The organism is Companilactobacillus hulinensis (genome assembly GCF_003946555.1).
Classification (GTDB): Bacteria; Bacillota; Bacilli; order Lactobacillales; family Lactobacillaceae; genus Companilactobacillus; species Companilactobacillus hulinensis.
Window position 1 is genome coordinate 24,048 of the sequence record NZ_RHOO01000003.1, and the last position, 16,079, is coordinate 40,126.

15 protein-coding genes, 1 pseudogene and 1 CRISPR repeat array are annotated in these 16,079 nt (G+C 35.0%); of the genes and pseudogenes, 10 read left to right on the forward strand and 6 right to left on the reverse strand.

The genetic code is table 11. The features are described 5' to 3' along the window. Positions 1-138: 138 nt before the first annotated feature. Both dnaN and dnaA read right to left on the reverse strand, forming a co-directional pair. Complete coding sequence (gene dnaN, locus EKM66_RS02455) at positions 139-1,275, reverse strand: DNA polymerase III subunit beta (RefSeq protein ID WP_125761351.1); 1,137 nt, start codon at positions 1,273-1,275, stop codon at positions 139-141. Between the two features lie 160 nt (positions 1,276-1,435). Beyond that, a complete protein-coding gene (gene dnaA, locus EKM66_RS02460) occupies positions 1,436-2,779 on the reverse strand; it encodes a chromosomal replication initiator protein DnaA (protein ID WP_125761654.1) in 1,344 nt (447 codons plus the stop codon). A gap of 538 nt (positions 2,780-3,317) precedes the next feature. Here dnaA and rpmH point away from each other — a divergent pair. The 7 genes and pseudogenes from rpmH (at position 3,318) to EKM66_RS02495 (ending at position 9,000) form a co-directional block, all read left to right on the forward strand. Beyond that, positions 3,318-3,458: a 50S ribosomal protein L34 gene (gene rpmH / locus EKM66_RS02465; protein WP_076614082.1), complete on the forward strand. Its 141-nt coding sequence runs from the start codon at positions 3,318-3,320 to the stop codon at positions 3,456-3,458. Between the two features lie 65 nt (positions 3,459-3,523). Beyond that, on the forward strand, positions 3,524-3,865 hold the full coding sequence (rnpA, locus tag EKM66_RS02470) for a ribonuclease P protein component (protein ID WP_125761353.1): 342 nt from the start codon (positions 3,524-3,526) through the stop codon (positions 3,863-3,865). A 30-nt stretch (positions 3,866-3,895) separates the two neighbouring features. Continuing rightward, positions 3,896-4,738, forward strand: a complete 843-nt coding sequence (yidC, locus tag EKM66_RS02475; protein WP_125761354.1) for a membrane protein insertase YidC — start codon at positions 3,896-3,898, stop codon at positions 4,736-4,738. A gap of 152 nt (positions 4,739-4,890) precedes the next feature. Further along, complete coding sequence (mnmE, locus tag EKM66_RS02480) at positions 4,891-6,276, forward strand: tRNA uridine-5-carboxymethylaminomethyl(34) synthesis GTPase MnmE (protein WP_125761356.1); 1,386 nt, start codon at positions 4,891-4,893, stop codon at positions 6,274-6,276. A gap of 8 nt (positions 6,277-6,284) precedes the next feature. Next, positions 6,285-8,189, forward strand: a complete 1,905-nt coding sequence (gene mnmG / locus EKM66_RS02485; protein ID WP_125761358.1) for a tRNA uridine-5-carboxymethylaminomethyl(34) synthesis enzyme MnmG — start codon at positions 6,285-6,287, stop codon at positions 8,187-8,189. A gap of 123 nt (positions 8,190-8,312) precedes the next feature. Beyond that, a complete protein-coding gene (locus EKM66_RS02490; RefSeq protein ID WP_125761360.1) occupies positions 8,313-8,618 on the forward strand; it encodes a hypothetical protein in 306 nt (101 codons plus the stop codon). Between the two features lie 37 nt (positions 8,619-8,655). Then, a pseudogene (locus EKM66_RS02495) lies at positions 8,656-9,000 on the forward strand (iron chaperone). 46 nt (positions 9,001-9,046) lie between these two features. On the opposite strand, the gene EKM66_RS02500 reads toward EKM66_RS02495, so the two are convergent. Next, entirely contained in the window at positions 9,047-9,532 is a 486-nt protein-coding gene (locus EKM66_RS02500) for an effector binding domain-containing protein (RefSeq protein ID WP_125761364.1), read from the reverse strand. Positions 9,533-9,621: 89 nt separating this feature from the next. On the opposite strand from EKM66_RS02500, the gene EKM66_RS02505 reads away from it, so the two are divergent. Both EKM66_RS02505 and EKM66_RS02510 read left to right on the forward strand, forming a co-directional pair. After that, complete coding sequence (locus EKM66_RS02505) at positions 9,622-10,545, forward strand: helix-turn-helix transcriptional regulator (RefSeq protein WP_125761366.1); 924 nt, start codon at positions 9,622-9,624, stop codon at positions 10,543-10,545. Between the two features lie 168 nt (positions 10,546-10,713). Beyond that, entirely contained in the window at positions 10,714-11,622 is a 909-nt protein-coding gene (locus tag EKM66_RS02510; RefSeq protein WP_125761368.1) for a Gfo/Idh/MocA family protein, read from the forward strand. 252 nt (positions 11,623-11,874) lie between these two features. On the opposite strand, the gene EKM66_RS02515 is transcribed toward EKM66_RS02510, so the two are convergent. After that, positions 11,875-12,576, reverse strand: a complete 702-nt coding sequence (locus EKM66_RS02515) for a glucosamine-6-phosphate deaminase (protein WP_125761370.1) — start codon at positions 12,574-12,576, stop codon at positions 11,875-11,877. A 193-nt stretch (positions 12,577-12,769) separates the two neighbouring features. On the opposite strand from EKM66_RS02515, the gene EKM66_RS02520 reads away from it, so the two are divergent. Then, positions 12,770-13,633 carry an alpha/beta fold hydrolase gene (locus EKM66_RS02520; protein WP_125761372.1) on the forward strand — a complete coding sequence of 288 codons (864 nt, stop codon included), beginning with the start codon at positions 12,770-12,772 and terminating at the stop codon, positions 13,631-13,633. A gap of 173 nt (positions 13,634-13,806) precedes the next feature. Continuing rightward, positions 13,807-15,031: direct repeats of the CRISPR family, unit length 36 nt; unit sequence GGTTCTAAACTATATGAAATGACTTACTTCTAAAAC. A 31-nt stretch (positions 15,032-15,062) separates the two neighbouring features. Here EKM66_RS02520 and csn2 read toward each other — a convergent pair. After that, positions 15,063-15,773: a type II-A CRISPR-associated protein Csn2 gene (csn2, locus tag EKM66_RS02525; RefSeq protein ID WP_125761374.1), complete on the reverse strand. Its 711-nt coding sequence runs from the start codon at positions 15,771-15,773 to the stop codon at positions 15,063-15,065. Then, positions 15,770-16,075, reverse strand: a complete 306-nt coding sequence (cas2, locus tag EKM66_RS02530) for a CRISPR-associated endonuclease Cas2 (RefSeq protein ID WP_191988026.1) — start codon at positions 16,073-16,075, stop codon at positions 15,770-15,772. The genes csn2 and cas2 overlap by 4 nt, the downstream gene beginning before the upstream one ends. Between the last annotated feature and the right edge of the window lie 4 nt (positions 16,076-16,079).

Below are 16,079 nucleotides of genomic sequence, written 5' to 3' on the forward strand. Positions count from 1 at the left end.
TTTTGACAATTCAAGTATCTACCCACTAAAAAAGCTTAGAAAAACTCTTATAGCAAAAATTACGGCTTAAATGTGGAATAAGGCAAAAAAATAACCCAGAACGAAATGTTCTGGGTTAAATTCATCCGAGGATCAAGTTTAGAATGTACGAACTGGTGTAATTAATTGGACAAAGTTATCTTTATCATCCACTGGACGTAGTGTAAATGGATGAAGTGGTGATGTAAAACTCATTTCAATTGTGGTGTTGCTTCCAAACGACCTCAAAGCATCTTTTAGGTAATCTGGATTAAATGAAATATCCAAATCGTCTCCATCAAGGTTTTCAAAATCAAGAACTTCTTCAACAGTACCAACTTCAGGTGAATTTCCATAAAGTGTAGCCTTTCTATCCAATGCTTTGATTTCTAATTTGATAACGTTATTTCTACTTTCATGAGAAAGAAGTGAAGCACGCTCAACTGATGCTAATAAATTACTTGTGTCAAAAGTTAATCTTGTATTTGAATCTTCGGGGATCAAGCGGTCTGTTTCTGGATATCTTCCATCCAATAGACGTGAGTAAAACATTACGTTATCGAAGCTGAACAGAACTTGATTCTCAGAGATTGACATTGAGATTTCTTTAACTGAATCGCTAATGGTTCTAACTAGTTCAGTTAAACTCTTACCAGGAATAATAAGATTATATTCTTCATCACTGGTAATGTTTATCTTTCGTTGTGATAAACGGTGACTATCAGTCGCTACTAATGTTAAGCCTTCACTATTAATGATGAAGTTAACACCAGTAAGTACTGGACGACTTTCTTGTGTTGATACGGCAATTACAGTCTGGTTGACAACCTCTTTGAATAAGTCAGTTGGAAAGACCAATTGGTTGTTTGTTTCAACTTCTGGAAGATGTGGGTAATTATTTGCATCCAAACCATTAATGGTGAATTCTGAAACACCGGATGAAATTAGTGTTTGATTATTGTTAAGTACTTCTAATTCAAAGTTGTCACCAGGTAATTTTTTGATGATTTCGTTAAAAAATCTAGCAGGTAAAACAATTGATCCAGTGCTTTCGATTGTTAAGTCATTATCAGCATCATCTTTTGAAATAAAGGATGTAATTGAAATGTCTGAATTACTACCTGTGATTCTTAAACCTGATTCTGTAAGTTCAAGTTTCATCCCAGTAAGAATAGGAATTGTTGTTTTTGTTGAAATAGCACGCTGAACATTTGTAGTTTGATTTACGAATTTAGTGCGATCGATTGAAAATTTCATTTATCTGACTCCCTATTTTAATTAATTAATATATAAATAGCAGTAGTAGTAGGTGCTGTGAATTCTGTGGATAACTATTTGGAAGATATATTTTGCTTGAAAAAGTCCTGTTATTAACAGCTGTGGATAACTTCTTATAAGTTCAAAAGTTTTCAACATGTTAATTTCTCAGTTCATCCTTCAATTCGTTAACCGCCATTTTAATATCATTATCACTAATGACTAACTCGGCTATTTTATCACATGAATGCATGACTGTCGTATGATCTTTTCCGCCAAATTCCATTCCGATTTGTGGAAGTGAACGATCGGTTAATTCTCTGGACAAGTACATTGCTATTTGTCGAGGTACAACGATAGTTTTGACACGTTTTTTGCCTTTTAAGTCATTGATCGAAACGTGATAGTATTTTGCGACCTTATTTTGTATCTTTGCGATTGAAAGTCCTTTTTTCTCTTTCGAGAGTTTAAATAGTTTCAAAGCATCGGCAGCGATTGACTTAGTAATATCAGCATTTTTCAAAGTTGAGTAAGCTTGAACACGAATTAATGCTCCTTCTAGCTCACGAACATTAGTATCAACCTGTTCAGCAATATAAGATAAGGTATCGTTAGGAATCTCAAGGTGTTCAGCCTCTGCTTTATTGCGGAGAATGGCAATTCTTGTTTCTAAATCTGGAGCAGTTATATCAACTGATAAGCCCCATTTAAAACGAGAGACAAGTCGCTCTTGTAATTTTGGTATTTCGTTTGGTAGACGGTCAGATGTCATTACGATCTGTTTGCCGTTATCGTGTAATTCATTGAAGGTATGGAAAAACTCTTCTTGAGTCCCCTCTTTTTCGGCGAAAAATTGAATGTCATCTATTAATAGTAGATCGACATTTCGATATTCTTGTCGAAAATCATCTTGGGTTCTTGTCTGAATTGAGTTGATAAAATCATTAGCGAAAGTTTCACTAGTTACATATTTTACTTTTGCTCCTGGTTCGATTTTTATCATCTGATGCCCTATAGCCTGCATCAAGTGAGTTTTTCCAAGTCCCACCCCACCATAAATAAATAGTGGATTATAAATAACTCCAGGTTCTTCGGCAACGGCCAAAGCTGCTGCATGAGCCATTTGGTTACCAGAACCGGTAATAAATGAATCAAAAGTATATTTTGGATTTAAATGAGAATTGTGAAAAACATGACCTGATTTTTCAGAGTCATTATTTGTTTCTTTTGGAGCAGTCTTTTGAGGCTGCTCTTTTTGTGCGTGTTCCTCTTCTGTTTCGATAATCGGATTTAATTCGATACCGTTGAATTCATATGAGTAAATGGCAACTTCTTCCGCATAGTGGCGCTCCCAATAATCTTTGTGGAGATCAGTTGGTACAGCAATGTGGATGTCATTTCCTTCGATGTACAAAGGTTCAGCACTTCCGACCCAGGTATTAAAACTAACTGGAGTCAAACTTTCTTTGAGTTTTTGTTTAAAGTAAGTCCAAAAGTCAGTCATGGAGGAGTCGGATGAATTATTTATGTTTTGCACGTATTTCCCCCCAATCTAAGTTGTTTATAATTTTTTACGGAAAAAAGACAGTTTATATTTTATCATTCTATAAAAAAGTTTTCCACAGAACAGATGTTTAAATTTATTTATTTTAACAAGGTGTTTATCAACAGAAATTCTGCCTGTGGATTATTGTAACTCTTTTGAGTTATTAACACAGTTATCCACAAATATTTTCAGAACAAAGTCCATTTTTACGGGGCTTAAGAGAACTTTGTAACTGTAGTTTTAAACCTGTGGAAAACTCGTTCACAGCAAAAAAATCGATTGGAAAAATTTGTTAAGAGACTTGTGGAAAAAATAAGTTGCTAACTTAATCCACAAATTATCCACAAGACGTAATGTTCAAAAGTAATTTATTAAATCTTCTACTTATAGAAAATTTGGTATTTAAATTGACGTAAAAGCATGGTATTATATACGAGCAATTGTCTGAAGAAGTGAATTAAAATTATTAAAGTATAAAAGTCAGGAGGTTTATTGAATGACTACAAAGAGAACATATCAACCAAAGAAGCGTCATCGTGAACGCGTCCATGGTTTCATGAAAAGAATGAGTACAAGTAATGGTCGCAGGGTTCTTGCAAGACGCCGCAAAAAGGGTAGAAAAGTATTATCAGCTTAGTTTTGAAGGATCACTAAATTTTGGTGGTCTTTTTTTATTAGAAAAACAAGAGACTATGGTGACATATGAGAAAAAGTTATCGAATTAAAAAAGAAAATGAGTACCAATATGTCTACTCACAAGGAAAGTCATGCGCTAATCGAAATTTTGTTCTGTACCAAATGCCTAAAAAAGAACAAAAACATTTTCGAGTTGGGCTTTCAGTAGGTAAGAAGGTTTCCCACACGGCCGTTGGACGTAATCGTATCAAAAGATATGTACGCCAATCTCTGTTGGAACTAAAACCTGAAATACCAGCAGAATTGGATTTTTTGATTATTGCAAGAAAACCATCTGTTGATCTGGACATGTTTGAAACAAAGAAAAATATCGTACACTTACTAAAATTAGGTAAGATAATAGGGTAAGAAAAATATATAGACTTATAGGTGTAAAAGGTGAATAAAAAAAGCTTAAAGAAATACTTAGGTGTCGCACTCTTATTGAGTGTGGTTCTAGTTTTAGCCGGTTGTTCTAACCTAAATGAGCCGATTACTAGTCATAGTAGTGGATTTTGGGATCACTATATTCTTTATAGTTTCTCAAGATTTATTCTTTGGTTAGCATCTCTTGTTGGTAACAGCTATGGTTGGGCAATTGTGCTATTTACTATCGTAATTAGAGTTATTCTATTGCCTCTTAACTGGTTCCAGACTAGAAGTATGAATAAACAGATGCAGATTCAGCCTGAAATGCAGGCTCTGCAGAAGAAATATTCAGCAAAAGATGTCGATACACAACAAAAGTTACGTGAAGAAACGCAAAAGTTATATAGTGAAGCCGGAGTTAATCCAATCGCAGGATGTCTGCCATTAGCTGTTCAAATGCCAGTTATGTTTGCCTTGTATCAAGCTATTTATAAGACAACACAATTGCGTGATGGTAGTTTCTTGTGGATGCAATTGGGTAAAGCCGATCCATACTACATTATGGCTATTTTAGCTGGTGTATTTACTTTCTTAAGTACATACATTTCTAGTTATTCTCAACCATCACAGAACGCTACAACAAAGATCATGACTTATGTAATGCCTATCTTTATCTTTGTTCCTGCTTTAACATTCCCATCAGCTATTACAATTTACTGGGTTGTTACTAATGCGTTCCAAGTTCTTCAGACATTGGCCTTCCAGAATCCTTTCAAGTTCCGTCGTGAACGAAGAGAGAAAGAAGAAGCCGAGCGTGAAAAGGAACGTAAACTTAGAAAAGCTAAGAAACGTGTCTATAAGCGTCGTAAATAATTGACAATTAAAACAAATGTCGTTAAGATGTTTTAGAAATTTGTTTTTAAAAATTGTTATATACATAGAAAAGTAGTCAAAGTGCTTTTCCGTCTTTTGGGACGGATTATGCACTTTTTTTGTGCTCAAAATTAGAAATTAAGGAGATTATCATGCCAACAGTAACTGAATATGACACTATTGCAGCTATCTCGACACCACCTGGGGAAGGTGGAATATCGATTGTCCGTCTCTCGGGGGATCAAGCAATAGAGGTTGCTAAGAAAATCTATAAAGGCAAAGACTTGGCCAAAGTTCCTACACATACGATCAATTATGGTCATATCTATGATCCAACTGATGACAGTTTGGTTGATGAGGTCATGGTATCAGTTATGCGTGCACCTAAGACCTTTACAAGAGAAGATGTTGTTGAGATAAACACCCATGGTGGTATTGTTCCAACGAACAAGGTATTGCAATTATTGATCGGCGCTGGAGCCAGAATGGCTGAACCGGGTGAATTTACCAAACGTGCCTTCTTAAATGGTCGAATCGATTTGACTGAAGCTGAATCAGTTATGGACTTGATTCGTGCCAAGACTGATAAGGCAATGCAGGTTGCTGTTAACCAATTGGATGGTAATTTAAATCACTTGATTTCAAACTTGCGCCAAGAAATATTAGATGCATTAGCTCAAGTCGAAGTAAATATTGATTATCCTGAATATGATACTGAACAAATGACGACTAAGATGTTGCTGGAGAAGGCAAAATTAGTCGGTTCGAATATCGACGCACTCTTGAAGACGGCTGATTCTGGTGAAATTCTTCAACACGGTTTAGCAACAGCGATTGTCGGTAAACCTAATGTTGGAAAATCAAGCTTGTTGAATCGTTTGTTGGACGAAGATAAGGCTATCGTTACAGATGTAGCGGGTACTACTCGTGATGTTGTTGAACAATACGTTAATATCGACGGCGTTCCGCTCAAATTGATCGATACAGCCGGTGTTCGTGATACAGAGGATAAGGTTGAGAAAATCGGTGTTGAACGTTCTCTTAAGGCTTTGAAGGAAGCAGACTTAGTTATTTTAGTTTTGGATTCAAGTCGCAAACTAGAAGCAGATGATATTGAGTTATTGGATGCTACAAAAGATAAGCGCCGAATTATTATTTTTAATAAACAAGATTTAGTACCCGTTATAACGCCAAATGATGTTTCTCAATTGAAGGATGATGACATAATCCTTGTTACATCAGCAATTAAGAACGATGGTATTGATACAATCAAACAAACAATTGGAAAGATTTTTAATGCAGGAATTGAAGATAGCAGTACAGATGTCATCATAACTAGTGCTCGTCAGGCTGGTTTGTTGCGTCAGGCTAAGGCTAATCTTAATGATGTTATTTCTGGAATCGAAGCTGGGATGCCAATTGATCTAGTACAGATCGATATGACTTCTTGTTGGGATACGTTAGGTGAAATAACTGGTGAGAGTTATCCAGATGAATTGATAACACAACTATTCTCACAATTCTGTTTAGGAAAATAGGTGAAAGAATGCAAGTTAAGGAATTTGATTCAGAGAATTACGATGTCGTAGTTGTAGGAGCCGGACACGCTGGTTCTGAAGCTGCACTAGCAAGTGCCCGTATGGGTCAAAAAACACTCTTAGTGACGATTAATTTGGACATGGTGGCGTTTATGCCATGTAACCCATCAGTCGGTGGTCCAGCTAAAGGAATCGTTGTCAGAGAAGTTGATGCTCTTGGTGGCGAAATGGGTAAGAATATCGATAAGACATACATTCAAATGCGTATGTTGAATACTGGTAAGGGTCCTGCCGTTCGTGCATTACGTGCTCAAGCCGATAAGAATATGTACCATCGTATGATGAAGCAGACTTTGGAAGAAGAGCCTAATCTGACCCTTCGTCAAGGAATCGTTGAAAAATTAATTGTTGAAGATGGTGTCTGCAAGGGTGTTGTTACAGCAACTGGTGCTAGATATCATGCTAAGTCAGTTGTTCTAACTGCTGGTACTTCATCACGTGGTAAGATCATCATCGGTGAATTGACTTATTCATCTGGTCCTAACAACAGTATCCCTTCAATCAAGTTGTCAGAAGACCTTGAAAGTCATGGTTTCAAACTAACTCGTTTCAAGACTGGTACTCCTCCACGTGTCAACAAGTCAACAATTGACTTCGATAAGACAGAAGAACAACCTGGAGATAAAGAACCAAATCACTTCTCATTCGAGACACCTGATTCACAATATTTAAAGGATCAATTGTCATGCTGGATGACTTATACTAATGCCACAACCCACTCGATTATTCGTGAGAACCTTAGTCGTGCACCGATGTTTTCTGGTGTGATCAAGGGTGTTGGACCAAGATATTGTCCTTCAATTGAAGACAAAATCGTACGTTTTGCTGACAAGCCACGTCACCAGATTTTCTTAGAGCCAGAAGGTAAGGATACGGAAGAATATTACGTTGGTGACTTCTCAACATCAATGCCAGAAGAAGTTCAACTAAAGATGTTGCACTCAGTTGCTGGTCTTGAACATGCTAAGTTAATGCGTCCTGGTTATGCTATCGAATATGACGTTATCGAACCATGGCAATTGAAATTGAACCTTGAAACAAAGGTTGTTAAGAATCTATTTACTGCCGGTCAAATGAACGGTACTTCAGGTTATGAAGAGGCTGCTGGACAAGGTTTGATGGCCGGAATCAATGCTGCATTGCGTGCTCAAAACAAAGATCCATTTATTTTACGTAGGGATGAAGCATATATCGGCGTTATGATCGACGACTTGGTCACAAAGGGAACTAATGAGCCATACAGATTGTTAACTAGTCGTGCTGAGTATCGTTTGATTCTTCGTCATGATAACGCCGATTTGCGCTTGACTGACAAGGGATATGACTTAGGCTTGATCAGTGATGATCGTTATGAAAGGTTTAACGAAAAACGTAACGCTACAGAAAAAGAATTAACACGTTTGAATCGTAAAATGATTACTCCTAAGATGGCAGAACCATTTATGACAAGCCACAATTTGAAGGGCTTGAAAGATGGAATTCTGGCTGATCATTTATTGAGACGTCCTGAGGTTCACTATGAGGATATTATTAGTATGATCGGTGATCCAGAAGGTGGACCTGTTGATCGTAGAATTAAGGAGCAAGTTGAAATTGCTATCAAATACGCTGGATATATCAAGAAGGAAGAATTGAAGATCGAACGTCTTAAGAAGATGGAATCAAAGAAGATTCCTGACCGTATCGATTATACAAAGGTTCCATCACTTGCTACTGAGGCTGTACAAAAATTGAGCAAGATCAATCCGCAAACTATTGCCCAAGCCAGTCGTATCAGTGGAGTAAATCCTGCTGATATCGGAATTTTGAGTGTTTATATAGAACAAGGAAGAATCGCTAAAGTATCTGAATAAAATTGGAATAAGTTACTATAAATAACTCAGTCGGTAGGCTGAGTTATTTTTTTACAGAAAATTTACAGTAAATATACCTAAGAAATATATCTGTTGTGTAAATTATATGTAAGAGGTGATACTTTGATGCAGCTTTTTGCTTTTGCAATGATAATCTTGATACTTCAAGTATTCATTTTGTATTTGTTATCGAAAGAAGAATATAAATTCAAATTATTCATAGCGCTAAGTATGGCAGTGTTAATGTTAGTACCAATAGTCTTAGGGGGATGGACAATGAGATTACTGGATACTTTTTTGATGGGAATACTTTTGTTGCTAGTGGGTGTGATGAATAATAAGAAGTCATACGTGTATTTGGGATCACTATTTTCATTAATGATGGTGATTTCTAGTTCATACTTTGTGTATGCTGGTATCGGGTATTAAGGGTATAATGGGATTAAAATTCTCGAGGTAGACACAAATGACACCAATTGAAGTGTATATTGATAATGCTCCTGAGGAACAGCAAGATAAATTGAAACAAATGTATGCAATTTTGAAGGATGAATTGCCAGAAGCCACAGAAAAGATATCTTATGCGATGCCGACATTTTATATGGATGAAAATGTTGTTCATTTTGCTGGATTCAAAAAACACTTGGGATTTTATCCTACCCCCAGTGCTGTGCTTAAATTTACAGATGAATTAAAACCATACAAAACATCAAAGGGTGCAATTCAATTTCCATATGATCAATAATTGCCTGAAAAGTTAATTCGACAAATAGCCGTTTTCAGAAAATCAGAAATAAAAAACAAAAAGTAGGAGCCAAAAATGATTTTATTTTCAGAAAATCATTTTTGGCTCCTTTTTATTTTTCGACAGTTGTGGGAATACGTAATTCAACAATTGAATCGGTGGGATTACCGTTTAGAAGTGTTTCGACAATGAATCCACCGTCAATTTTGTATAGTTCACGGCGATTATTCCATATTTCACTGAAAAATTGTTGAATCATTTTATCAAAAAGCTTTCTACTTGATTGTCCCTGGCCCTTTAGAACGACAAAATTACCTGCTGGAATAACTTTTTCGACAGATTTATTATCTTGAGAAATTGTATTTGCTCCAGCAAAGTATTCTAAATGATCTTTGGTTGGCATACTAAATGCATAGCCAATTTGGTCGCTGCTGCCTTGCATTAGATTAGGGAAGCTACCATTTTTTGAAATATTTGTAAAATGTTCTGATTTTAGTTTCGATATTTCAGCGGTATTTGACATAGTGGGTAGTGGTAATTTTGCAACATAACCTTTTAAATGTATTTCATCGAAGTATTTAATTTGATATTCCATCATGTTTTGTGCACCATCTTTTCTTTTGTTAAAATCAGTTTATCAACTTAAATATGACATCTAGTTGTCATATATTAAAAAAGGATGGATAAATGCGAACTGCTAGATTAATTAATATGATTATGTGGCTGTTGCGAACGGACAAAGTGTCAGCCATAGAAATGGCTCAAAAATTTGAAGTCAGTACTAGAACCATATACCGGGATGTCGATGCATTGAATTTGGCCGGAATACCAATTTTTACTACCCAGGGTAGAAATGGTGGAATTGGGTTGATGCCGAATTATAAGATAGATAAAAAATTACTAACGGCTAATGACATCAAAAATTTGCGAGTCGCTCTAAGTGGAGTGAGGACCTTGATTGATAGTCCAGATGTAAATGAGACTTTGAGAAAAATTGATGTTATGTATGATGCTGATAATAATAAAAATCCAACTTTATTGATTGATCATACGACTTGGATTGGAAGCAACGAGTTAAAGAGCCTGGCGGAAAAAATTAATCATTCAATCAATGATCGGAAAACAATTCAATTTGAATACAGTGATCGAACGGGTGCAAGAAGTACTCGTGAGATTGAACCATATCTATTAGTTTATAAAAATGAGCGATGGTATATTCAAGGGTTCAGCTTGGAAAGAAATGCATTTCGATTGTTTCGATTATCTCGGATGAAAAATATTGACTTTTCTGGGCGTGTTTTTGTACCTAGAGAAGTGCCTGCATCAGAAATGACCTTTGGCAACGCTAATGCCAAGTTGAGTAAATTCCAATCAGCTAAAATATTGATTCAAGCAGAAGATATTGTACGAGATCGAATTGTTGAGAAATTTGGTAGTGACGCAATCAAAAAAGAAACAAAGACAGGATTTATTGCTGAATTGGTCTTGCCTGATGGAGATAAGTCGTACCGATATGTTCTTTCATTTGGTACACATTTGAAAATCCTTAAAGGAGAAAGTTTTAAACGGCATTTAATGAATTACCTTGATGAAGTCATGCAAATTTATTGAAGACACAATATATAGTATTTGTATATTTTTTTGTATACAATATGTTCCATGTGAAACAATTGTGCCTAAAACCGTGATATATCAACGTTTCTATTGTAAGCGATGCCAGTAATCTGCTACACTCTTAGTAATGAAGTTGTTTTAGCTCATTAGGAAGAGGTTATTTTTATGGAAAAAATTGGTGTTATTGGATTAGGTAATATCGCACAAAAGGCATATTTACCAGTGATGGCAAGTTTACAGGATAAGTTTGAATGGCATTTAACCACTAGGAATGCTGAAAAGGGACAAAAGTTAGCTAAGAAATATGGTTTCAGTCACATTCATCAAACTCTAGATCAATTAATTGCCGAGAAGCCTTTGGCTGTCTTTGTTCACACACCAACAAGTACACATGAAGTAATTATTAGACAGTTATTAGATGCCGGTATCAATGTTTATGTAGATAAGCCAGTGTCTGAAGATTTATCCGTAGTAGAAGAACTCTACAAGTTAGCTGAGAAAAAAGATTTGATGCTTACTTGCGGCTTTAACCGCCGCTTTGCACCATTTGATCAACAATTGAAAGCAATTCCTGATAAGAGATTAATTATGTCTGAGAAAATTCGGGAAGATGCTCCACAAGAGACAAAATTTGCTATTTTTGATTTAATGATTCATTCAGTTGATACAGCACTTTATTTACTAGATGAGCCAATTGAATCCGTCAGTAATCATCTAGTTACTAGTTGCAAGAATCTAGAGCAAGGATATGTCACTTTGACTTCAAAACATACTCAAGTTCAGATAACTAATAATCTTGCTGGGGGAGTGAACTTAGAACAGACAACAGTTCAAAGTACTGAAGAACGTGCTCAAGTTACGAATCTTAATTTGATGAATACTTATCAGACGGGAGTAACGATTCAGACGGCACGTCCTGACTGGGAGAGAAACTTGGTTACTAGAGGATTTGAACCACTGATTTTGGAGTTCTTGGATGCCGTTTCTTCTAATGGAGATAATCCTGTTAGTCCTGAATCTTCAATATTGAGCCATAAGATTTGTACGGATCTGGCTAATAGTGCTGACAAATAGGAAATACCATATCTAGTGAGAACAAGTGTTTTTTGATACAATATGTTCCACATGAAACAATTTGGATGAAAATAGTCTACTTGTAAGTGGGCTATTTTTGTTGTTTAAATGACAATGATTTATTCATGGTGGAAGCTGTATAATTAAATATATGAATAAGTTAGAAAGCAATTTTGACAGATTTTTGCAAAAAAAAATCCTTTGAAATTTTTAATTTCAAAGGATTATATATAAATCATTAATTGTTAGATTTTATAGTTTTGATGCAGCAGCACCGTCAACGATAATTGTAACGTCTGGGTGATTTTGTAATGCACTAGCAGGAACATCTGATGAGACAGGTCCGTTAACTGTTTTAGCAATAGCATCGGCTTTGTTCTCACCGTAAGCTAATAGGATAATCTTCTTAGCTTTCATGATTGATCCGATACCCATTGAATATGCGTAACGAGGAACGTCTTTTTCATCGTCGAAGAAACGTTTGTTAGCTTCGATTGTTGATTCTGTAAGTGCAACTTTACTTGTCTTACCGTCAAGTGGTGAACCTGGTTCGTTAAAACCGATGTGACCATTTCTACCGATACCAAGTACTTGAACGTCGATAGGATTTTCCTCAATAATCTTGTCATATTTTGATGTAGCATCTTCTGCATCAGGATCAGAACCATCTGGAACGTATGAATTCTTAAATGGTTTCTTGCTGAATAGGTGTTCATTCATGAAATAGTGGTAACTTTGATCATTGTCAGCCTTTAAGCCAACATATTCATCCAAATTAACTGATGTAATGTTTGAGAAATCAATATCGCTACTTGTCATTTCATTGTAAAGAGTGATAGGGCTGCTACCAGTAGCCAAACCAAGAACCTTAGCTCCATTTTTGATTTCTGTGGCAATAATATTGAAGGCTTCCTTACCGCCTAAATCTTGATCTTGAACTTTAATAATATTCATATGTTTTTAATCTCCCATCTCTTTATCCGGTCTAGTCCAATCTAACGTGTTTTAAGGTAAATGTCAATCAAAAATACTCGTTTTATGAAAAAAAGAAAAAAAGATGTTTAAAACAATGCAAAAATGGTAGAACTTCGGTATATTTTGTTAGAGAACTCGTTCTACTAAATAACTCATTAAAAGAGGAATTAAATTGGAAAAAGTATTAGAAGTTTCACGTGGAAAAGTAAATGTTAATGTCACAGGGGATCTTGATAGCGATAAAACGGTTATCGCTTTAATTCCTGGAGTTAATGGCTCCATCGAATATTTTGATGAAATTACACCTGAATTACAAAAGAAATATACAGTTGTTGCCTTGGATCTACTAGGACAAGGCAAGTCAAGCGCTTCAGATAATGGCGAATATGATATCGACATGCAGGCCTGGAGTATGCTAGAAGCGATGGCTAGATTAAGTATTACTGAGAAGACCGTAATCTTCGGATACGGTGTCGGTGGGTTAATTGCTATGAGAATGGCAGAATTGCGTGATTTTGCTGTTTCTAAGTTTGTATTACTAAATACACCAGCCAATGCAAAATACGCTGATATGGACGCTCATTCATCTCTAGCAAGCATTCCTTTGTTAGGTAAGATGGCTAAGTCGTCAGTTAAATCTGATTTGTATTTTGCCAAAGATTTTGATACTTCTAAGCTTAATAATCCTAATGTTGTCAATGATGCAGCCAATGAAGTTGATAAGAAGACAGATAAGAAACTAGGTAAGATTGCTGAAGAATATCTAGAACAAAAGGCATTGAATAAACGACTTCGTATCGTTAAACTGCCAACCCTAGCCATCTTCTCTGATGATGATCAAATTTTGACAGAAACTGGTGTCAAAGATGCCAAGGCCACAATCGGTCGTGTGCCACATCTGGTTATGAAAGACCTGAAGGGTGCAGGTCATGCTGGAATGATCGAGAAGCCTAAGGAAGTTGCAGAGATGATTTTTGAGTTTGATAATGACACTAAAGATTTTGATTACTCTGAGGTTGAAAGTATTGATGAATAGTTAGTTTGTTGGCCTGTCACTTGGTTGTGGTGGGCTTTTTTTGTGGGATTGTACTGTACTATGCATTATTTCATCAAAAAACCAACTGCCTTTTTAGACAGTTGGTTTTTTAAATAGAGCTATATGAAATGTGTTGTCTATAAAGTAAATAAATAGGCAGGAATTTTCCCGTAAGTTATAAGCTATATGAAAAGACTTATTTCTAAAATCGTATTACTGGTCCGGAGGATACATGACTTGGTTCTAAACTATATGAAAAGGCTTATTTCTAAAACTTTAGAAGTAAGATTTCGATTTCATTTTTTAGGTTCTAAACTATATGAAAAGACTTACTTCTAAAACGATATGTCACTGTTCTTTTTCAAGGAACGTGGTTCTAAACTATATGAAAAGACTTACTTCTAAAACTGCTGTTCAGCGACGATATTAAAAATCTTAGGTTCTAAACTATATGAAAAGACTTACTTCTAAAACAATTTGTTTGTTGTCTTACTCAATTTAATAGGTTCTAAACTATATGAAATGACTTACTTCTAAAACTTGAAGTGGGGGCATTTTGCTGACGTTGTTGGTTCTACACTATATGAAATGACTTACTTCTAAAACGAAGTCTGTCTTTGGCTCTCCACTTCTCTTGGTTCTAAACTATATGAAATGACTTACTTCTAAAACTGGCCAGAAGGCACAAAGGCTGTATCTGCGGGTTCTAAACTATATGAAAAGACTTATTCTAAAACGTAATTCAATAACCAACGAACAGCATTCAAGGTTCTAAACTATATGAAATGACTTACTTCTAAAACGACAATTTGTTTTTCCTTTAAGGTTAATTGGGTTCTAAACTATATGAAATGACTTACTTCTAAAACACATTCTTCGTCCTTATCGAACGTAATACAGGTTCTAAACTATATGAAATGACTTACTTCTAAAACGACAAGTTTAGTCAATTTGTTGGTAATTACTGGTTCTAAACTATATGAAATGACTTACTTCTAAAACCAAACCAAAAGTGCAAAACCAAAAACAAAAGGTTCTAAACTATATGAAATGACTTACTTCTAAAACCCGGAGAATGCTTATTAATTACATCTTCCTGGTTCTAAACTATATGAAATGACTTACTTCTAAAACTGATTATTTGACTGTGTGTAGTAAATTTGAGGTTCTAAACTATATGAAATGACTTACTTCTAAAACCCGGAGTTGATAATCACTTCTACATCAGAAGGTTCTAAACTATATGAAATGACTTACTTCTAAAACTAGAACGGTTTTTGTCGTAATCACTTAGATGGTTCTAAACTATATGAAATGACTTACTTCTAAAACGACCGACACGTACAGGCGCAATCTGTTATTGGTTCTAAACTATATGAAATGACTTACTTCTAAAACCAGTTACTTAACGTTAACTTTAAGTATTTGGCTAATAGTCAAATCTGATATGATCATCATCGATGGAGTAAATTTTAATTTCAAGAGTACTCTCCTTCTTGGTCATTGGGTATGATTCAAGACTAATTACGTTCAAGCCAATCGATTTCAAATAGTTATTTAATTCGTTTAATTGTTCTATATTTATGAAGTGTTCTAAACCATGAAAGAGTAATGTCTTTTTTTCACTGAAATCTGAATAAAAAGTTATTACTGAATGAATTTTATCATAGTAATTATTCCAGATACTAGTATCAACCCGTATACTTTTATATTTTAATAGTTTTATTAATTCTTCTGTTAAATCAAAATCAAAGGATTCATCATAAATGCTAATCATGTCGAAGAATAAACCGTTTATTTGTTCGTTAATAGACTCAATCTTTTCTCTATTGATTGTATATGAATCATTAACGATTGTTTTAAAAACTGATTTGATATTTGCCGTTGAATTTATGTCAAAACTTGTAATATCACCTATAATAGCTAACTCTTTCAAGGAATCCTTTAATTTGTCACTATCGTTCAGATAAAAATGAATAAACTGATCTACATCATCACTAAAGGTTTCGTGGTTCTTCAAAAGGTTTAAATTGAATAGTAGTTGAGAATATTCATACTTATTTTGAAAATTTATAAAGGTAATACCATTGTTGATTGGAAAAGGATCGTAAGGGAAAACGGTTATACATTTGTCGTTCATAAAACAATAAACCTTTCTGAACTATTAGCAGGGCTAGTATCTTTAATACCAGAAATATATTCCATTTTTGAAAATTGTTTTTCAGTTATTACCATTGCTTGAATTAAGCCTTTGGATGGCGCATAAAGTGCTACCTTTTTCTTTAAAAGGTTAGCTGACTGACCATCTACAGTTAAACAAGTGTAAATTGATTCTTGCATCATAATAAATCCATCCGTTAAGAGTTTTTTTCTAAACTGACGGTAGTTTCTTCTATCATTTGATGTAATAGTGGGGAGATCAAACATTACCATTAGTCTCATAATC